The sequence below is a fragment of the Pleurocapsa minor HA4230-MV1 genome, from assembly GCA_019359095.1.
In the GTDB taxonomy this organism is placed as follows: Bacteria; Cyanobacteriota; Cyanobacteriia; order Cyanobacteriales; family Xenococcaceae; genus Waterburya; species Waterburya minor.
Genome location: JAHHHZ010000028.1, coordinates 26,324 through 47,485, shown reverse-complemented (window position 1 = coordinate 47,485; position 21,162 = coordinate 26,324). Strand labels below are relative to the sequence as shown.

The following is a 21,162-nucleotide window of genomic DNA, read 5'->3' as shown; positions in this document are numbered from 1 at the left end:
GTGTTTCCTTGTAGATTCGCACTCAATTTTTATGGCAATTTTATGCTTAACCTGGCATAAATAGAGATTTGTTAAGTAAACTCGATCGCTGGCCCGTAGGGAACTATACCACTAGGATTAATGTGGGGATGGCTTTGATAATAATGCAGCTTGATATGTTCAAGATTGCAGGTAGCTTTCACTTCAGGATGCTGATAAATTTTCTTGACATAATTCCACAAATTCGGATAGTCCCAAATGTGACGCAGATTGCACTTGAAATGTACATAATAAACTGCATCAAAACGAAAGAGGGTAGTAAACAGACAAATATCTGCTTCGGTTAAACTGTCTCCACACAAATAATCTTGTTTTGCTAGGATTTCTTCCCAGTAATCTAAAGCGACAAATAACTTTTTGACCGACTCTTCATAAGCCTCTTGGGATTTGGCAAATCCAGCTTTATAGACTCCATTATTAATGGGATCGTAGATATCGTCGATCGCCCGATCTATTTTCTCTTGCAATTGCTCGGGATATAGATTGATTTGGTTTTGAGCTATGTCTCCAAACTGGGTATCAAACATGCGAATAATTTCGCGAGACTCATTGTTAACAATAGATGCAGTTTGCTTATCCCATAAAATTGGTACTGTCACCCTACCAGTATATTTAGCATCGGCGATCGCATATACTTCCCTTAAATACCGAGCATGATTAACCGTATCGGGAACTGTTCCAGGAAAGTCGGAAAATGACCAACCATCTTCCGCCATCAGGGGATCGACTACGGAAATGCTTATTGCCTCAGTTAACCCTTTCAACTGAAGCATAATTAAAGTGCGATGCGCCCAAGGACAGGCATAGGAGACATAAAGATGATAGCGATTGGCAACAGCAGGAAAACCACTCGATCCATCAGCAGTAATGTGATTGCGGAAGGTAGTCGGATTACGAAGGAAACGTCCTGATCGATCTTGTTTGTACTCTTCGTTAGTCCATTTTCCCTCGACCATCATTCCTGTAGCCATAGTTTTCCCAATATTAATTACTATGAATTATTTAAACAATTTGGTTTCACTTTTACTATCCTTCTCAAGCTAGATTTTGGTATAGCAGTCGAAGTAAAGGTTAGGACAATAAAAACTTTATCTCGCGCAAAGGCGCAAAGACGCAAAGGGACTAGGAGATGTCTTAATCTATTGTTCGATGGCTATAACTGCTGAGTTAGCTATTCAAAAAATCAAATTCCGCAAAACAATTTTTAATCAAGCCATTTTAAAGTTTAATTCACAGTAGAGGTACAGCTATTGTTAATCTAAGAGTATTAAATACTCCTCTTTGTTTTTAATGTCGATGATTATAAGTTATGCCGAGAAAATTTTTTGAGAAACCAGAACCCGCTCAAAGCGATCGCGTTCCTCCTGGTCAATATTTAGCCAAGGGTTTTCCTGTGCTTTCCTATGGCGAAACTCCCCAGGTGAGTCAGGAGCAGTGGCTACTTAAAGTATGGGGACTAGTAAAAGATAAATCTTTTGACTGGTCAGATTTGATGAACTTGCCCCAGCAAGAATTTACCGCCGATTTTCACTGTGTAACTCGCTGGTCGAAGCTAGACGTTACCTGGATAGGAGTTAAAATTACTGACTTATTTAATACGCTGGAGATAGACCCCAAGGCGACTCATGTTCTACAACATTGTTACGGTGGCTATACGACCAACTTAAGTTTAGAAGACTTTGCTCGACCAGAAAACTTTTTGGCTCATACTCTAAACGGCGAACCTTTACCTGCCGATCATGGTGGTCTTTTACGCTCGGTTGTGCCTCATCTCTACGCCTGGAAAAGTGCCAAGTGGATTAACGGGATTGAGTTTCTAGACCACGATGAAGCAGGATTTTGGGAACGAAATGGCTACCATATGCGAGGCGAACCTTGGGCAGAACAACGATATGCGGGACGGTGATTTTGCTCTAGCTTTTTTACTCTTGACACCATAAATTTTGCTTAGGTACTAATGGATAATGAGTTGATGAATTTTAAGGTAGGCGATCGCGTTAAGATTATAGCCCTACCTACTTATGTTAAAACTGCCGAACCAATGCCCATGTTGCGATCGCCTGATGTTTTAGCCATTGGCGAAGCAGGCACTATTTTAGATCGTCGCCCTGGGGGTTATTATGGAATCCGTTTTGTTCAAGGAGCTTTTTTATTGGAAGGTCAATACCTTAACTTAATTGAAAATTAATAACTTAATATTTAATAATTAAATAGCTAACAGTAACTAATTCCTATCATGGAAGTATCCGAATTAAAGCGCACTATCGAAGCGATCGCCTTACGCCTGAGTAAAACTCAGGAATATCTTTGACCCTCCTGCAATTACGGCTAAAATTCAAGATTTAGAGCAAAGAGCAGCACAGCCTCAATTTTGGGACGATCAAACTACAGCACAGCAAGTTTTACAAGAATTAAATGATTTAAAGTCTAGTTTAGAGCAGTATCAACGCTGGCAAAATATCTTAGAAGACGCTAAGGCGATCGCTGAATTATTAGAATTAGAATTAGATGAATCCCTGGCTACAGAGGCTCAAACTAGCCTAGAACAGTTAAACCAAGAGTTAGAACTATGGGATCTCCAGCAGCTTTTATCTGGCACTTATGACACCAAAGGCGCAGTATTAACTATTAATGCTGGTGCTGGGGGGACTGATGCTCAAGATTGGGCAGAAATGTTGCTGCGAATGTACACCCGCTGGGCAGAGAAAGAAGGCTACAAAGTGCGTTTAGCCGAGTCTTCCGCTGGAGATGAAGCAGGAATTAAATCCGCTACTTTAGAAATTGAAGGACGTTATGCCTATGGCTATTTAAAAGGGGAAAAAGGTACTCACCGCCTCGTTAGAATTTCTCCTTATAATGCCAACGGTAAGCGACAAACTAGCTTTGCTGGGGTGGAAGTGATGCCCAATTTAGGCGATGAAGCACTAAAGTTAGAAATTCCCGACAAAGATTTAGAAATCAAAACCTCTCGTTCTGGTGGCGCTGGAGGGCAAAATGTAAATAAAGTCGAAACAGCGGTGCAAATCGTTCATCTACCGACTAAAATTGCTGTGCGTTGTACGGAAGAGCGATCGCAATTGCAAAATAAAGAACGCGCCTTAGCTCTTTTAAAAGCCAAACTACTGATTATTGCGGAAGAACAACGAGCGCAGGAAATTGCCGAAATTCGCGGTGATATTGTCGAAGCTGCTTGGGGAAATCAAATTCGTAACTATGTTTTTCATCCCTATCAAATGGTCAAGGATTTACGCACTGAAACTGAGACAACTGATATTAACGACGTAATGGATGGCAATTTGAATTTTTTAATTGAAGCCTATCTGAGACAAGAAAATCAGTTGATGTAAAAATAAATAGCTCTACAAAACCATAGAAACTGGAATGTAAAGCTATTAAAAATTGATATTTTGATTTATTTTCAGTTGTGTATATTTGCTTCCAAACCAATTATATTTTAAATTAAATTGTCTGTTTTACTGTTCAGATTATCACTATTTAGACTAGATGTATTTATCTCTAAACTTATCAATTCGCTATTCAAACAATTCATCAAAACAATGTTGGTAGAAGGAGAAAGATAGTTAATCATAGTATTATATGAATCTCTTTGATTTTCATATTGTTTTGACAACTCGTCGCTCTCATTAACATTCTTATTATATTGGGAGACGGTGCTAGTATCTCCAGAGTTAAAATATAAATTGTTCTGACTATTTAGTTGGCTTAGGTTTTCGCTGTAAATTTCTAGCTTCGATTGTAGGGAGTAAATATTTTGGGGTATATCTACAGAATCTTTTTCTTTAACTGTAATAGCTGAGTCTTTACACAAATCGGGCGCTGCATTTACTGGCATCATAGATATCATTAATGTAGGGAAGATAAACAGAGTGCTTGATAATATCTTGACGGCAAAATTAGAGTTTTTCATAGTCGATGATCAAATAAGTTATTCGATCATATTTTCGACATTTGCTTTTGAAAACGGCACGATCTAAATCAATGTTACTGGTGATTTTATTCCAAGCTGATATAACTCTGATGGTTTTAGAGGATGTCTGACTAAATTGAGACGCGATCGCTAATCGTTTCCAACTAATTAAGTAGGTAGGCAAAATAATTGATCAAACCCCTACCCTTAGAGCTATTTGTTACTCGTCCTAAAGGACGACGCGAAGCTAGTCCTTTAGGATAAGCTTCGCAAATGCCGTGGTATACCGCTCCGCATATTACTCGTTACTCGTTACTCGTTACTTGTTACTTGTTACTTGTTACTTGTTACTCCCTAACCTCATTTCCAATTTAATTACACCCACCTACTTAGCTGCTACCCAACATCACTTGTTTAACTTATTTTTCTGCTCAATAATTGCCTGACGAAAGCCTAAAACTACGAGAATATTCGACAAAGTTAAAAATAGTTCTGCACTACCATGTAGCCAATCTACATTCGCCAATTCTTTTCCATAATGTACTTGAGCATAAATTCCCGCAGGAATTGTCACCGCCACAAAAATCAACAGCACATAAAAACCAACTAAAGCTAAACGAGGTGTTTTGCCTGAGCGAGTCATAAACCACAAGAAACCCAGATAGGGAAACAAAGAAATAGCAAACAAGCTTTCTTTATTCATGTTCAACTACCTGTGTCTCATGCTGTGCTGACTTTGACGAAGTCAGAGGAAGCTCCGTCGTTCCAAGGCGGAGTCTCTCTGACCCATTACGCCAGATTCCCCAGGCTGCAATACATACGGTAAAATTTCCCACCACCGTCATTGCTGCTTGAAAAATCACAAGCCAGTCTAAAGATTGGGTATTGTCAAAAAAGTGCCAGGTACAGGCACACATAGCACTAACTAAAGCTGGTAACATCGCAAAAGATAAGTTATACCAAGAGCGATCGCCTGTAACTTTTCCATACTGCCAAATATAATAAATCGCAGCAACCCATTCCAGGACGCTAGAGACATGAACTACCCAAGTAGGAATTGATAATGCGTGCATTAATTACTGATTACTGATACTAATCTGCTTCTATTTTACTAAAGTAAGCTTTTCTACAGTAGAGCTTCTAATTCTCCTTTGCTTTCTAGAGCATAAAGATCATCACATCCGCCAATATGGCGATCGTCAATAAAAATTTGTGGCAGGGTCGATCTGCCATTAGCTCTAGATCTCATTTTGTCTCTAGCATCTTCATCACCATCAATACAATATTCTGTATACTCAACTCTTTTTTGGTCTAATAGTCCTTTTGCTTGGATACAAAACGGACAACGACTCCAAGTATATATTTCGACTTTTGCTGCCATAACTAAATGCAAGTATTAAGTTTTATTACAATCTTACCATCTTAAACTGATTTGTCTCGCTCAATAATTGCTGGAAATATAGTTGTTACGTCGCGATCAAAAATGATCGGCGTTTGTTTATACTTTCCAAAAAAATTGAAATATTAATGTAACAAATTAGCATCAAAATAAACTTAAAAACCATCAATTTTGACTAGCAACTGGTCACTGTATGTTTTCCTGTGTAAATAAAAAATTTGTCAAGTTTTGATCACAAGTGCGATCATCTGTAGTTACATACTGGACAGTCAAATGGCAAACTGTTACTTTTGAGCGGGTATTTGGGAACTCTTAAACATAAGGCTAAGGAAGTTCTCGTATTTCAGAATTCATTAACCCTTGGTTGCGGTGCTTACCAAAGTAAGATGGCTTTTGGCGGCGGCTTTTGAGTAAGAGTACTCTTACTCAAAACGCGCCTTGTAAGAAGATTCTTACCCAGAACGCGCCGTAAAGTAGTTGAAATCATCTACTAGCCTGAAAACATAACTTCTTTCATAAGTTAACTTATATTGAATTTACATAAAATGAAATCAGCCAAAGTTGTTAATAAAATTCTGCTAATTTCCCTTGCTTTTGGTAGCGTAAGCGTACTTGCTGGAATGTTCGCAGGGGAAAGTCTGAAAAAAGCCCTGATCGGTGTAGGTGCGACTACTTCCGTAGCTAGCGTTGCTGGAATATTAGTAACTAGCAGCAAAAAGAAATCTGATGAAAATCAAGAAGAAAAGCAATTAGATCATCGAGTAACAGAACTTGATAGTCAAGAAGGAATATTAGATCAATCTGTTACTTACCAAACAGATGAAATGCAGATAGTAGAAACTGATGTTAGTTCATTGCCAACAGAACAAAATCAGTTATGGGATGATCCTGCTGCCGATCTAAATAATGAAAAACAGGAGCTTGAGACAAAATATGAATCTGATGAACAAAATACCTTTGGTTTAGAAGATCATAAAGAAGATTTAGAAATAAAAAATGATTATTTAAACTCAAAATTTGAAAACCTCACTGTTGAAAATGAAATATTAGAACAGGTAATTGCTCCAATTGAAGAACAATCTTTTCAAGAAACTTCACTAGAGTCAGAGACATTTAACAATAGTGTAGAAGAAATAGAAGAGATTACAGAAAATCTAACAGCGGATATCAATCCTTTTGCTAATTCAGCAGATTTATCTGAATTTAATCAGAGCGAAGAAATCTCTGCTCTAGAAATGGCGGACAAATTAATTGGAACATTCGAGCCGACTGAACTAGATACGAGTCAAGACGTTCCTAATGAAGATTCTGATGAGCTATTCATGGAAGATTCCGATTTAGAAGAAGAGCCAGCAGAAGAATTAGGCTTCGATGATAAATCAGCGATCGCTCACGACGAAGAATTGGGCTTTGAATCAGAGTCGATGGACTTTGAAGCTATGCCAATGGCTGATGATGATGCTGATGAGCCAATAGCAGAGTTATCGATGGAAGATGAGCAATCTGCTGCCGAATTTAGTTTTGATGAACAATCTGAATCAGCGATCGCTCCTGAATTAGAATCCAATCCAGAATTAAGCTTTGAATCCAATGAAGAAATGGACTTTGAAGCTATGCCAATGGCTGATGATGATGCTGATGAGCCGATAGCAGAGTTATCGATGGAAGATGAGCAATCTGCTGCCGAATTTAGTTTTGATGAACAAGATGAATCGGCGATCGCTGCTGACGAAGAATTAAGCTTTAGTGAATCCGAGTCAATGGACTTTGAAGCTATGCCAATGGCTGATGATGATGCTGATGAGCCGATCGCAGAGTTACCGATGGAAGATGAGCAATCTGCGGAATTTAGTTTTGACGAGCAAGATGAATCAGCGATCGCCACTGAATTAGAATCCAATCCAGAATTCAGCTTTGAATCAGAGTCGATGGACTTTGAAGCTATGCCAATGGCTGATGATGATGCTGATGAGCCAATAGCAGAGTTATTAATGGAAGATGAGCAATCTGCGGAATTCAGTTTTGATGAGCAAGATGAATCAGCGAGCGCCACTGAATTAGAATCCAATCCAGAATTAAGCTTTGAATCCAATGAAGAAATGGACTTTGAAGCTATGCCGATGGAAGATGAGCAATCTGCGGCTGAATTTAATTTCGACGAGCAAGATGAATCAGCGAGCGCTCCTGACGAAGAATTAAGCTTTAGTGAATCCGAGTCAATGGACTTTGAAGCGATGTCAATGGCTGATGATGCTGATGAGCCGATCGCAGAGTTAGCGATGGAAGATGAGCAATCTGCGGAATTTAGTTTTGACGAGCAAGATGAATCAGCGAGCGCTCCTGAATTAGAATCCAATCCAGAATTCAGCTTTGAATCCAATGAAGAAATGGACTTTGAAGCTATGCCGATGGAAGATGAGCAATCGGCTGCTGAATTTAGTTTTGATGAGCAAGATGAATCAGCGAGCGCTCACGACGAAGAATTGGGCTTTGAATCCGAGTCGATGGACTTTGAAGCTATGCCAATGGCTGATGATGATGTTGATGAGCCAATCGCAGAGTTACCGATGGAAGATGAGCAATCTGCTGCCGAATTTAGTTTCGATGAACAATCTGAATCAGCGATCGCTCCTGACGAAGAATTGAGCTTTGAATCCGAGTCAATGGACTTTGAAGCTATGCCGATGGAAGATGAGCAATCGGCTGAATTTAGTTTTGATGAACAATCTGAATCAGCGATCGCTCCTGAATTAGAATCCAATCCAGAATTAAGCTTTGAATCCAATGAAGAAATGGACTTTGAAGCTATGCCAATGGCTGATGATGATGTTGATGAGCCAATAGCAGAGTTACCGATGGAAGATGAGCCATCGGCTGAATTTAGTTTTGATGAACAAGATGAATCAGCGAGCGCTCACGACGAAGAATTGGGCTTGAGTGAATCAGAGTCGATGGACTTTGAAGCTATGCCTGTGGCTGATGATATTGATGAGCCGATAGCAGAGTTACCGATGGAAGATGAGCCATCTGCTGCTGAATTTAGTTTCGACGAACAATCTGAATCAGCGATCGCCACTGAATTAGAATCCAATCCAGAATTCAGCTTTGAATCCAATGAAGAAATGGACTTTGAAGCTATGCCAGTGGAAGATAATACTGCTGATGAGCCAATAGCAGAGTTATTAATGGAAGATGAGCAATCTGCGGAATTCAGTTTTGATGAGCAAGATGAATCAGCGATCGCCACTGAATTAGAATCCAATCCAGAATTAAGCTTTGAATCCAATGAAGAAATGGACTTTGAAGCTATGCCTGTGGAAGATGAGCAATCGGCTGAATTTAGTTTTGATGAACAAGATGAATCAGCGAGCGCTCACGACGAAGAATTGGGCTTTGAATCCGAGTCAATGGACTTTGAAGCTATGCCAACGGATGATGAAGCTGATGAGCTGATCGCAGAGTTACCGATGGAAGATGAGCAATCTGCGGAATTTAGTTTTGACGATGAATCAGCGATCGCTCCTGAATTAGAATCCAATCCAGAATTCAGCTTTGAATCCGAGTCGATGGACTTTGAAGCTATGCCTATGGCTGATGATGCTGATGAGTCGATCGCAGAATTATTAATGGAAGATGAGCAATTGGCTGAATTTAGTTTCGATGAGCAAGATGAATCAGCGATCGCTTCTGAATTAGAGTCTAATCAAGAATTAAGCTTCGATGATGAATCGGAAATTAGTTCAGAATCTGATGACATGGACTTTGAAGCTATGTCAATGGCTGATACTGCTGATGATGAACCGATGGCAGAACTGGTAATGGAGGATGAATCTTCTGCTGAATTTAGTTTTGATGAGCAATCGGCGATGAGTTCGGAGTCAGAGGAAATAGACTTTGAAGCTATACCGATGGCTGATTCTGATTTTGATAATTTTATGGGAGAGTTGGTGGTTGATGATCAATCGGCGATCGCCACTGAATTAGAATCCAATCAAGAATTAGGCTTTGATGCTCAATCGGAAATTAGTTCAGAATCCGATGAGATGGACTTTGAAGCTATGTTAATGGTAGATGATGAGTCTGATCGATCTGCTGTTGAATTTAGCTTTGAAGATTCATCAGCGATCGCTTCTAAAGCAGATGAATTCATGGGTCAATTTATTGACGAAGACGATTCTGTTGAAGAGATGAGTTCTGAATCAGATGAATTCAGTTTTAATGTTGTAGAAAGTCTAAACTTGGACGCAGAAGCATTTGAAGCTTCTGAATCCGATGAGTTTATGAAAGAATTGGTTGATGATAATGAATTGGCATTTGAGTCAGAAGAAGATGTTGCGATCGCTGATAATTACGACTCTGATGAATTTATGGCTGCTTTTAGCGATGCGGATAAGTCTCCCCAAGAGTTTAGCTTTGAAGAAACTTCAACTGACGACTCTGAGTTTAATGAGCTGATGGGAGCATTTTCTGATGATAGTCAATCCTCAGATGATGAATTAAATGCTGATTCGGATGCATTTAAGGTGAAATTTGAAGACGATGAAGAAAATTATGATTTGGATGAATTAGATTCTCTTGATGCTATTGATAAAAAGCTAGACGAGTTAACCGAAATATCGGATGATTCTTTAGGAGAATTGAATGATTTATTAGGTTCAATTCAAGATAATACTTCTGTCAAAGAAGAACTTAATGAAATTAATCGGGAAAAATAAGATGAACGGTTAACGATATTTTTGTTCAGACAAATTGACTAAAGGCCTAGATATTAATCTAGGCTTTTTTTTGACAAATATTTTAAATCGAGATTCCCAGTTCAAGAATTGATAAACTAGGCAGTATAGATAGCGAGAATCAGGTACAGCAAAAATAGCAATGGGAACAGAACAGATCACTTATCTCTCCAGTCGGGAAATTGAAAAAATGCGTCGAGCAGGAGCTTTAGCTGCGGAATTGTTAGATTTTTTAGAACCGATGATTAAACCTGGAGTGAGTACTTTAGAAATCAATGATGCTGCCGAACAATGGACGCAAGAAAAAGGAGCAGTTAGCGCTCCTTTAGGATATGGCCCAAAAGAAAATCCGTTTCCTGGCTCTCTTTGTACCAGCGTTAATGAAGTAATTTGCCACGGCATCCCCAATGCTAAGCAAATCTTAAAAGACGGCGATATTATTAATATTGATGTGACGCCGATTGTCGATGGCTATCACGGAGATACTTCTAAAACCTTTTTTGTTGGGACTCCTTCACCAACAGCGCGAAAACTGGTGGAAGTTACAGAGGAGTGTTTAAGAAGGGGAATTGCTGCTGTCAAACCAGGTGCCAGAATTAATGATATTGGCGCAGCAATCCAAGAGTATGCCGAACAACAGGGTTTTTCTGTCGTTAGAGACTTTGTTGGACACGGAGTAAGCCATATCTTTCATACTGCTCCTCAAATCCCTCATTATTATGATCCCAGGCAAAAGAAAAAGATTAAGCCAGGTATGGTGTTTACCATTGAACCAATGATTAATGAAGGAACATGGGAAGCTGTTATGCTTGACGATGGTTGGACTGCGATTACTAAAGATAAGAAACTCTCAGCTCAGTTTGAACATACTATTGCCGTAACTAAGGATGGGGTGAATATTCTGACCCAAGCTATTTGAAGCAGTATTAGTATTCCGAGCGTCGAATATTGAAACAGCACCAATCTTTACGCTTCCATAATGCTGCTACTGTCCATCCTTGTTGCTCGACAACATCGGCAATTTGATCGGCTTGAGTTAAAAGAATACCACTGAGAACTGCCCAGCTTTTTTCATGCGTAATTTGATTAAACTGGGGAAATAATTCAACGATAATATCAGCAAGAATATTACAAATAATGCCATCAAAAATTTCATTTTCGGCGATTAGCTGTTCAACACTGCCATCACGGACAATGACGCTTTCGCGGCTAATTTCATTTAGTTGACAATTGCTGCGACAAGTTTTGGTAGCTAAAGCATCGGTATCTAAGGCGTAAACTTTTTTAGCGCCAAGCAAAACCGAACCCAAAGCTAAAATACCCGAACCACAACCAATATCGGCTATAGTCTGATGTTGGGGATTTGCAGATAGTCTCATTTCTAGTGATTCCAAACATAGCTGAGTTGTTGGGTGAGTACCTGTGCCAAAGGCTGCACCAGGATCGAGACGTAAGACTAAGCGATCGCTTTTTTCTGGGGGAGTTTCCCAAGCAGGATAAATTAAAAAGCGATCGCCAATTTCCATCGGTTGCCAATAGTCTTTCCAACCACTTGCCCAATCTTCTTCATCGATCAATTGCCATTGAGCTTCGGGAACAGCTACCTCTAATAATTTGGCATCTTGTTCTAACCACAGCGAGAGAGCCGCTAAATCCAATAATTGAGTGTCGATTTCAGGAATATAACTTTTGATTATAATCTGTTTGTCAGTAGATTCAAAGTCAAGACTTGGCTCATCATTCAAAACTTTGACTTTGATCGCTGTTCCCGAACAGCCAAATTTTTCAAGTCGCCAAAAGACAGATTCTTCGAGAACTGGCTCGCATTTTACAACGATCTCCCACCAACGATTAGACATGAATTTTATAGGTTATGAGCTATATGAGAATTATCTTAGTTGAACCGCAAGAACTTAATCTTAATCCACCTCTAACGATGGTTGCTTTAGTTCTATGCTACAAATTTCCATAGTTTCAAGCTAAGTGAGTTTATCTTCAGGTGCAGCAATAATGATACTTGTGACTACGATTATTTTGAATACCAAATTAACTATTTAGTTTAGTTTAATTATTAATTAAGTAATCAGGTATTGAAACACATATCCTCTATGCTGTATGTCAATATTTTAGCTTTATCTACATATTTGCTTGGTTCTTTGGTAATAGTTTTCCCAATCTGCTCACAAAACTTAGCTTTCTAATTTATCTAAACGTTAATATATTTAAACTTTAAAACTTACTTGAAGTACAAAGCCACTGGAAAATCCACTAACTTTAAACTTTCCCAGCAATTATTTAGACTCAAGTTTAACGATATTTGACTTGCTGCTCGACGAAATGACATTAGCACCATTTAATCGAGCAAACTTTAAGTTTTAAACTGAGAGTTTAACCGTATAAGCATCTCTTATACCGTCTACTTTAATAATCTCTTGTAAGATTCCTTCTGGCAGAGGATCGTCTAAGCTGAGTACCATAACAGCTTCACCTCGAACAATTTTGCGTCCTACTTGCATACTGGCAATGTTAACGTTATAGCTACCCAGTAAAGAGCCAATTTTACCGATCAATCCTGGCATATCTCGGTGCAAGGTAAACAACATATTGTCATTCGGTGGAACATTAATGGGAAACTCGTCTAAATTAGTGATTCTGATTTCGCCTTCACTTAATAAAGCTCCTGTAACAGAGTGTTTACCGTTAGCTCCCTGAGCCTCAATGTGTAGTGAACCACCAGAATAATCACGAGTCGAACTATCTTTAGTTTCAATTACTCTAATGCCTCGCTCTTGGGCTTCAATAGCTGCATTAACGTAGTTTACCCGTTCTCTTAAAGCTTGAGAAAGTAATCCTTTTAAAGCAGCAACAATGATTGGCTGACTATCGTTATTAGCTAACTCTCCCTGTAAACGGATATTTAACTCATCAATTCGACCTCCAGCTAACTGACTAGCCATTGTACCTAATGTCTCTGCTAATCTTAGGTATGGTCTAAGTTTTTGCATAACATCTGGATTTAGACCTGGAATGTTAACCGCAGAACGAGCAGGAAGCCCTAATAAAACATCTCTAATTTGCTCTGCTACATCAATTGCCACATTAACCTGTGCCTCAGCCGTAGAAGCTCCTAAATGGGGAGTTAAGACTAGATTAGAACCGACTTGTGTTAGAGGTGATTCTTCTAATGGCTCACTGCTATAAACATCTAGTGCTGCACCGCCAATTTTTCCTGCTTGAAGTGCCTCTGCCAGAGCAGCTTCATCAATAATGCCACCGCGAGCGCAGTTAATAATTCTAACGTGAGGCTTCATTTTGGCTAAAGCTTCAGCATTAATTAAATTAGCGGTTTCGGGAGTTTTAGGAATATGTAGCGTAATGTAATCTGACTCTTTAAATAACAAGTCCAAATCTACTAAACTACAGCCTAATCTTTCTGCTCGTTCCGTAGACACAAAGGGATCGTATGCCAGTAACTTCATTTCCATTGCTCTGGCTACTTTGGCAACATGGGCGCCAATTTTACCTAAACCAACTACACCTAAAGTTTTTTTATAAACTTCGTTCCCCACGAACTTTTTCCGTTCCCACTTGCCATTTTTAACGGATTGGTTAGCATCAGGAATCTGACGCGAGAGAGAAAGCATCATCGCCAAAGCGTGTTCCGCAGCAGCAATTGTGTTCCCTTCTGGAGAGTTAACCACGACAATACCGTTGCGGGTAGCAGCTTTAACATCAATGTTATCTACGCCAACTCCTGCTCGCCCGATAATTTTTAGGTTTTTACCAGCCTCAATCACTTCTGCTGTAACTTGAGTACCCGATCGCAGCATTAAAGCATCATATTCGGGAATTATTTTGATTAGCTCTGCTAAAGGCAGCTTGGTTTTTACATCTACCTCTGCTACTTGAGAGATGATATCAATACCAACTTGATCAATAGGATCGGAGACGAGAACTTTTGCCATAGTCATGAATTGTTGTCTAATTCCCTAGAATCTTGTGGTGTTACCTATAAGCTCGGTTTTTAAAGCGAAAATCAGCGTATTTGCCAGTTTTCACCATATCTTTAAATTGGCTCTAGGTTCAATGTCTTACATTAAGTGCAGTAAATTATTCTAAAGGGAAATGGAACCCTTATTATTTATTCGTTAACAAGATTTTCAGTTTGTTAAAACTTGCTAATTTAATTTAAGTAACTTAGATCAAAAGTTAAACTTCACTGGGTAATTGTCTAGCTAATGCTTCTATTGTTTGACGTACCCCAACTAAGATTTTTTTCCACCACAAGAATTTTGTTGAAGTCGATTCTGACTCTGATGAATTGTCATCAGTTTGAGCAGTAGGAATAGCGATCGCTATATCTGATTTAATGTCTGATTCAGCAATCTCAATTGACTTTGATTGAGGAACAATAATCTCGGCTACTGTCTCTTCTGGGGAATTTGACTCGGTAATGAGAATCTTACTTGCGCTAGTCTTAGGTTTAACCTGATTAGATTCCAAGATAGCAGCAGCTTTTGAATCTAAATCCAATGAATCACTATCTGTTTTAGTTTTGACGCTCGTATCAGTATCAGTGATGGTTTCTGTTTCAGCGTCAGATACTTCATTTAAAACCTTAGTCTGGGGATTACTAGGCTCAGTAGGAGATTCTGTTGGGGAAATTCTTTGTGCTTGGGTAGTGCTAATTTCTGATTCTTTTGGCTGATTAGCTTGATTCGTAATCTCAGGTGCTACTTCTGGTGATTGTTCAGGAATAGTTTCTAACTCACTGGGAATAATTTCAGGTTTAGCGCTATCTTCCAAATCAATAATTTCTGGAGTTCCTTCAGGCTGTATATAATAGCTCTGCTTCACTATCGATTGAGCCTCATCAAAAGATATTTTATTGCTGACTAATTGGGCTAGGTTGTCTTGTTGTTGTGGATTATAGGTAAACACTCTAACAGTGTTATTAAAAGCGTTTTCGATCGTATTTCCCAACTCATCGACTAGCTCTAGCTGAATCCAATTTTCGCCTGGTTCAAATCCAGTTAAATAGTAAGGCTGCCAATCTTCAATGAGCAAACTTGTACCATTAATGGTTGCTTTAACCAGCAATTTTTGCCGATCAGGATTATTTTCAGCAATCGCCGAATCAGGATTATTTAGATAAAAATCTAGCAGCACTGGTTCTGCGCCATAAGTTCCATTAGGACTGTTGTAAGTCAGTAGTGGCAAGTCAGCATTAGGTCGATTGGCATTAGTTTCAGTCAAAACATTAAAAGTAGTTTGAGCATAAGCACCCTCATTTTTAAAGCTTTCTCCCCAAGGACTTACGGCAAATACTCTAATGGTATGAGTTCCAGGCGCAAGATTTTTAATAATTATTGGTTCATCCACAGCGTAGATTGACTGAAATGGTTCGTTATCAACAATTAAGTTTAAATGATTACCCAGGTGCAATCGATCATCTTGAAATACAGGTAAATCTTCTACTGCTAATTTGATGGCAACATCTGTTTGGTTAAAAGTTTTTCCTGCTCTAGGAGCTGCAATTCTTACCTGTGGACTGTATTGTTCGAGTTCTTGATTCAACTGTCTAATGATTTTTGGCGCTGTTACTTCAGCTAAATTGCTGTTGCTAGTTGCCAAGTCAATAGTTTCAGCAGAGCGATCGCCAGTTGTATAATTGTCCAGCTTAAGCTGCTCACAGCCGAGCAAACAACTAAGCACCAAAATAATAATGATTGTTTTAACAGTTTTCATTCAGTATCTACCGATAAAGTTATTTATAAAAAGCTGGTTTTTCTGGACTGACCAACGGTTAGGCAAGCTCTGCCGTAAAACGACAGGGATCCTGACCCGAATTAATTCTCTCTTACATAAATTAAATCAGGATCTAGAGAATTTAGACTCCATGACTGACATTGCCTTTTGTAAAGATAGGTTTTGTTTTGTATACTTTTGCCGAGAAACTGTGGCGCTGCAAACCCTTTTGGAACAATAATCACGCCCATTTAAAATTTTGTTAAGCTTTACTGGGTTTGCTGAGTTCTAAGTCATATGATCATATACAGTAATGCCTGTAGCTTGAAACAAAAAACCTATTAAGGGAGAGCAAGCTAAGGTTGTACAAAAAGCAGTGATTTTTTTGATCTCTCTTTTTACACAATGAAAACCTGTTCTTCAGAATAGGAAAATTTAAATCTAAAATCTATTGCCCTGAGAGGAGAATCCTCATGACAATTAGTCCTCAAAAAGACGAGGCGAAAGTCAAGGTAACAGTTGATGTCGATCCAGTCCCAACTTCTTTCGAGAAATGGGGCAAGCCAGGTCATTTTGACCGAACTTTAGCCAGGGGGCCTAAAACAACCGCTTGGATTTGGAATCTTCACGCTGATGCTCATGATTTTGACAGTCATACCAGTGACTTAGAAGATATTTCGCGAAAAATATTTAGTGCGCATTTTGGTCATCTAGCAGTGGTTTTTGTTTGGCTAAGCGGAATGTATTTCCACGGAGCTCGCTTTTCCAACTATGAAGCTTGGCTTCTAGACCCTACTACAATCAAACCTAGCGCCCAAGTAGTTTGGCCCATTGTTGGTCAAGGTATCCTTAATGCCGATGTCGGTGGTGGTTTCCACGGAATCCAAATCACATCGGGATTCTTTTATCTATGGAGAGCTTCCGGATTTACTAACAGCTTCCAGTTGTACTGCACAGCTATTGGTGGATTAGTAATGGCAGCTTTGATGATCTTTGCTGGCTGGTTCCATTACCACAAGCGAGCGCCCAAGTTGGAATGGTTCCAAAACGTGGAATCAATGATGAACCATCATTTAGCTGGTTTATTAGGCTTAGGTTGTCTTGGCTGGGCTGGACACCAAATTCACGTATCTCTACCAATTAATAAACTGTTAGATGCGGGAGTTGCTCCAGCAGATATTCCTCTGCCTCACGAGTTCATCCTAGACAGTGCCAAGATGGCGGAATTATACCCAAGTTTTGCAGAAGGGCTGCGACCTTTCTTCACCCTCAACTGGGGCGTATATTCTGACTTTTTGACTTTCAAAGGTGGTTTGAACCCTGTAACTGGAGGTTTGTGGTTATCTGATACTGCACATCATCATTTGGCTCTTGCTGTACTGTTTATTATTGCTGGTCATATGTACCGTACCAACTTTGGTATTGGTCATAGTATGAAAGAAATTTTAGACGGTCATAAAGGAGATCCTTTATTGTTTGGTGGAGAAGGTCACAGAGGTCTTTATGAGATCTTGACAACTTCTTGGCACGCTCAATTGGCAGTTAACTTAGCAATGCTTGGTTCTCTGACAATTATCGTGGCGCAACATATGTACGCCATGCCTCCATATCCTTACATGGCGATCGACTATGCGACTCAGATATCGCTGTTTACACATCACATGTGGATTGGTGCCTTCTTAATTGTTGGAGCAGGAGCGCACGCCGCGATCTATATGGTGCGCGATTATGATCCAGCTAAGAATGTAAATAACGTGGTTGACCGCGTACTTCGTGTTCGCGATGCAATTATTTCACACCTTAACTGGGTTTGTATCTTCCTAGGCTTCCATAGCTTTGGTCTGTACATTCATAACGACACCATGAGAGCCTTGGGTCGTCCCCAAGATATGTTCTCGGATACGGCGATTCAACTCCAGCCAATCTTTGCTCAGTGGGTGCAAAACATTCATACTTTGGCGCCAGGAAATACTGCTCCTACAGCGATCGAGCCAGCAAGCTATGCTTTTGGTGGCGGTATCGTAGCGGTTGGTGGCAAGGTAGCAATGATGCCCATTGCGTTAGGTACGGCTGACTTTATGGTTCACCATATTCACGCTTTTACCATCCATGTAACGGCCCTAATTCTCTTGAAAGGTGTTCTCTACGCTCGTAGCTCTCGCCTGATTCCAGATAAAGCTAATTTAGGTTTCCGCTTCCCTTGTGATGGCCCTGGTCGTGGTGGTACTTGCCAAGTATCAGCTTGGGATCATGTGTTCTTAGGCTTATTCTGGATGTACAACTCAATTTCTGTAGTAATTTTCCACTTTAGTTGGAAAATGCAGTCAGATGTTTGGGGAACGGTATCTCCTGACGGCACGGTATCTCACATTACCGCTGGTAATTTTGCCCAAAGTGCGATTTGTATTAACGGTTGGTTGCGTGACTTCTTGTGGGCTCAGGCTTCTCAAGTTATTAACACCTACGGTTCGGCTCTATCTGCTTATGGGATTATGTTCCTAGCAGGTCACTTCGTATTCGCCTTCAGCTTAATGTTCCTCTTTAGTGGACGTGGTTATTGGCAAGAATTGATTGAGTCCATCGTTTGGGCGCACAACAAACTAAAAGTAGCTCCAGCTATTCAACCTCGCGCTTTGAGTATTACTCAAGGTCGTGCAGTAGGTGTAGCTCACTACTTATTAGGAGGAATTGTTACCACCTGGGCATTCTTCTTAGCTAGAACGCTATCGTTGTAGCTGTTTCAAAAGTAATGTCAATCTTGCAAGATAGTTAAATCTCTCTTGTGAGATTGGCAAAACCAACAATTGCGATCTTGAACTTCGGTTCAGAAGCGATCGCAAGTAAAGAAATCCAACGGTAGTTAGTTACTAAAATTTAAACTTAAATTGAGACTAGCAAGCTGAATCAGCAACCGTGTTTTAACAAAATTACTATCTAGCAATATTAACTATTGACGGTAGTAGCGAAAAGCCAGAAATGAGTAGCAAATAAGTAATTATATTTAGCTCATTTTCAACCTTTACAGGAGAATTCTACCCATAAACTTATGGCAACTAAATTTCCCAAATTTAGCCAGGATCTCGCCCAAGATCCGACTACTCGTCGGCTCTGGTACGGAATTGCCACTGCTCATGACTTTGAGCTGCATGATGGTATGACTGAGGAAAATCTTTACCAAAAGATTTTCGCCTCTCACTTTGGTCACATTGCCATTATCTTCTTGTGGACTTCCGGTACCCTGTTCCATGTAGCTTGGCAAGGTAACTTTGAACAGTGGATTAAAGATCCTTTAAATACAAGTCCCATCGCTCACGCGATTTGGGATCCTCACTTCGGATCGGCAGCAATTGATGCCTTCACTCAAGGTGGAGCTTCTAACCCAGTAAACATTGCCTACTCTGGGGTTTATCACTGGTTTTACACCATTGGTATGACTAGTAACCAGGAATTATATCAAGGGTCAATCTTCTTATTACTCTTGTCATCTATCTTCTTGTTTGCTGGTTGGTTGCATTTACAGCCAAAATTCCGTCCTAGCTTGGCTTGGTTCAAAAATGCTGAGTCTCGCCTCAATCACCACTTAGCTGGTTTATTTGGGGTAAGTTCTTTAGCTTGGACTGGACACCTAGTTCACGTTGCTATCCCCGAATCTCGCGGACAGCACGTAGGTTGGGATAACTTTCTTTCCACTCCTCCTCATCCCGCTGGTTTAGGGCCATTCTTTAGCCTTAACTGGGGTGTATATGCTCAGAACCCTGATACTGCTGGTCATGTATTTGGTACTTCTGAAGGAGCAGGAACAGCTATCTTGACTTTCCTAGGTGGTTTTCATCCCCAAACGGAGTCTCTCTGGTTGACAGATATTGCTCATCACCACTTGGCGATCGCAGTTATCTTCATCATTGCAGGACATATGTACCGTACTAATTTCGGTATTGGTCATAGCATTAGAGAGATTCTTGACACTCATAAGCCTCCTCAAGGCGGTTTGGGCGAAGGACACAGAGGAATATATGACACCTTGAATAACTCCCTCCACTTCCAGTTAGCTTTGGCTCTGGCTAGTTTAGGTACAGTTACTTCCTTGGTTGCACAACACATGTATTCTTTACCCTCCTATGCATTTATTGCGAGGGACTATACAACTCAGGCAGCTTTATATACTCACCATCAATATATTGCTGGATTCTTGATGGTTGGTGCGTTTGCTCATGGTGCAATCTTCCTAGTTCGAGATTACGATCCTGAAGCAAATAAAAATAACGTACTATCAAGAGCTTTGCAGCACAAAGAAGCGATTATTTCCCACTTAAGTTGGGTGTCTCTCTTCCTTGGCTTCCACACTTTGAGTTTGTACGTACACAATGACGTAGTGGTCGCTTTTGGCACTCCTGAAAAGCAAATCTTGATCGAGCCTGTGTTTGCACAGTTTGTTCAAGCTGCTTCTGGAAAAGCTCTTTATGGCTTCGACGTCTTGCTTTCCAATCCTGATAGTGTGACTCAAACTGGTGCAGCTTGGTTGCCTGGTTGGTTAGACGCAATCAATAGTGGCACAAATTCCTTGTTCCTGACCATTGGGCCTGGAGATTTCTTGGTTCACCATGCGATCGCTTTAGGATTACACACCACAGTTTTAATCTTGGTCAAAGGTGCTTTAGATGCCCGTGGTTCCAAGCTAATGCCAGACAAGAAAGACTTCGGTTTTGCTTTCCCTTGTGATGGCCCTGGTCGTGGCGGTACTTGCGATATCTCAGCTTGGGATTCCTTCTACCTAGCTATGTTCTGGATGCTTAATACCTTGGGCTGGTTAACCTTCTACTGGCACTGGAAACATCTTGGTGTTTGGCAGGGCAACGTTGCTCAGTTCAACGAAAACTCAACCTATCTGATGGGTTGGTTCCGCGATTATCTCTGGGCAAACTCGGCTCAATTGATCAACGGCTATAACCCATATGGGGTGAATAACCTTTCTGTTTGGGCTTGGATGTTCCTCTTTGGACACCTAGTTTGGGCGACTGGTTTTATGTTCTTGATCTCTTGGCGTGGTTATTGGCAAGAGTTGATCGAAACTATTGTCTGGGCGCACGAGCGTACTCCTTTAGCGAACCTAGTTCGTTGGAAAGACAAGCCTGTTGCTATGTCCATCGTTCAAGGTCGTGTGGTTGGTCTAGCTCACTTTACGGTGGGTTATATACTGACCTATGCCGCCTTCCTGATTGCCTCTACTGCTGGTAAATTTGGTTAGCAATAATCAAGACTCACTAGATAGTAGATAGTCAAAAATATATCCCTCGCCTTCGGGCGGGGGATTTTTG

The 21,162-nt window shown here is 40.2% G+C and carries 15 protein-coding genes; 7 read left to right on the top strand and 8 right to left on the bottom strand.

The annotated features are described in order from the left end of the window. Positions 1 to 71: 71 nt before the first annotated feature. A complete protein-coding gene (locus tag KME09_19875; protein MBW4536200.1) occupies positions 72 to 1,010 on the bottom strand; it encodes a glutathione S-transferase family protein in 939 nt (312 codons plus the stop codon). 338 nt (positions 1,011 to 1,348) lie between these two features. Here KME09_19875 and KME09_19870 point away from each other — a divergent pair, with 338 nt between their 5' ends. From KME09_19870 to prfB, 3 genes are all read left to right on the top strand, one after another. Then, entirely contained in the window at positions 1,349 to 1,945 is a 597-nt protein-coding gene (locus KME09_19870; protein MBW4536199.1) for a sulfite oxidase-like oxidoreductase, read from the top strand. 51 nt (positions 1,946 to 1,996) lie between these two features. Then, positions 1,997 to 2,227, top strand: a complete 231-nt coding sequence (locus KME09_19865; GenBank protein MBW4536198.1) for a DUF3148 domain-containing protein — start codon at positions 1,997 to 1,999, stop codon at positions 2,225 to 2,227. A gap of 115 nt (positions 2,228 to 2,342) precedes the next feature. Next, the gene (gene prfB, locus KME09_19860; GenBank protein MBW4536197.1) at positions 2,343 to 3,386 is read left to right on the top strand and encodes a peptide chain release factor 2; all 1,044 of its coding nucleotides are present in this window, start codon (positions 2,343 to 2,345) and stop codon (positions 3,384 to 3,386) included. A 107-nt stretch (positions 3,387 to 3,493) separates the two neighbouring features. On the opposite strand, the gene KME09_19855 is transcribed toward prfB, so the two are convergent. From KME09_19855 to grxC, 4 genes are all read right to left on the bottom strand, one after another. Further along, positions 3,494 to 3,967, bottom strand: a complete 474-nt coding sequence (locus KME09_19855) for a hypothetical protein (protein MBW4536196.1) — start codon at positions 3,965 to 3,967, stop codon at positions 3,494 to 3,496. Positions 3,968 to 4,373: 406 nt separating this feature from the next. Next, positions 4,374 to 4,670 carry a DUF3593 domain-containing protein gene (locus KME09_19850; protein ID MBW4536195.1) on the bottom strand — a complete coding sequence of 99 codons (297 nt, stop codon included), beginning with the start codon at positions 4,668 to 4,670 and terminating at the stop codon, positions 4,374 to 4,376. Next, entirely contained in the window at positions 4,663 to 5,040 is a 378-nt protein-coding gene (locus KME09_19845) for a DUF2499 domain-containing protein (protein ID MBW4536194.1), read from the bottom strand. The genes KME09_19850 and KME09_19845 overlap by 8 nt, the downstream gene beginning before the upstream one ends. 53 nt (positions 5,041 to 5,093) lie before the next feature. Next, entirely contained in the window at positions 5,094 to 5,348 is a 255-nt protein-coding gene (gene grxC, locus KME09_19840) for a glutaredoxin 3 (protein ID MBW4536193.1), read from the bottom strand. 563 nt (positions 5,349 to 5,911) lie between these two features. Here grxC and KME09_19835 point away from each other — a divergent pair. Both KME09_19835 and map read left to right on the top strand, forming a co-directional pair. Beyond that, entirely contained in the window at positions 5,912 to 10,081 is a 4,170-nt protein-coding gene (locus tag KME09_19835) for a hypothetical protein (GenBank protein MBW4536192.1), read from the top strand. Between the two features lie 160 nt (positions 10,082 to 10,241). After that, a complete protein-coding gene (map, locus tag KME09_19830) occupies positions 10,242 to 11,018 on the top strand; it encodes a type I methionyl aminopeptidase (protein ID MBW4536191.1) in 777 nt (258 codons plus the stop codon). A gap of 7 nt (positions 11,019 to 11,025) precedes the next feature. Here the strand turns inward: map and prmA are convergent, their stop codons facing one another. The 3 genes from prmA to KME09_19815 form a co-directional block, all read right to left on the bottom strand. Beyond that, the gene (gene prmA, locus KME09_19825; GenBank protein MBW4536190.1) at positions 11,026 to 11,958 is read right to left on the bottom strand and encodes a 50S ribosomal protein L11 methyltransferase; all 933 of its coding nucleotides are present in this window, start codon (positions 11,956 to 11,958) and stop codon (positions 11,026 to 11,028) included. A 516-nt stretch (positions 11,959 to 12,474) separates the two neighbouring features. Then, positions 12,475 to 14,070, bottom strand: a complete 1,596-nt coding sequence (gene serA, locus KME09_19820; GenBank protein ID MBW4536189.1) for a phosphoglycerate dehydrogenase — start codon at positions 14,068 to 14,070, stop codon at positions 12,475 to 12,477. A gap of 238 nt (positions 14,071 to 14,308) precedes the next feature. Next, entirely contained in the window at positions 14,309 to 15,847 is a 1,539-nt protein-coding gene (locus KME09_19815; protein MBW4536188.1) for a hypothetical protein, read from the bottom strand. A gap of 473 nt (positions 15,848 to 16,320) precedes the next feature. Between KME09_19815 and psaA the strand changes: the two genes are divergently transcribed. Both psaA and psaB read left to right on the top strand, forming a co-directional pair. Further along, positions 16,321 to 18,582 (top strand): photosystem I core protein PsaA, encoded by a 2,262-nt coding sequence (gene psaA / locus KME09_19810; protein ID MBW4536187.1) that lies wholly within the window; start codon positions 16,321 to 16,323, stop codon positions 18,580 to 18,582. Positions 18,583 to 18,893: 311 nt separating this feature from the next. Beyond that, positions 18,894 to 21,092: a photosystem I core protein PsaB gene (gene psaB, locus KME09_19805; protein ID MBW4536186.1), complete on the top strand. Its 2,199-nt coding sequence runs from the start codon at positions 18,894 to 18,896 to the stop codon at positions 21,090 to 21,092. Positions 21,093 to 21,162 lie beyond the last annotated feature (70 nt).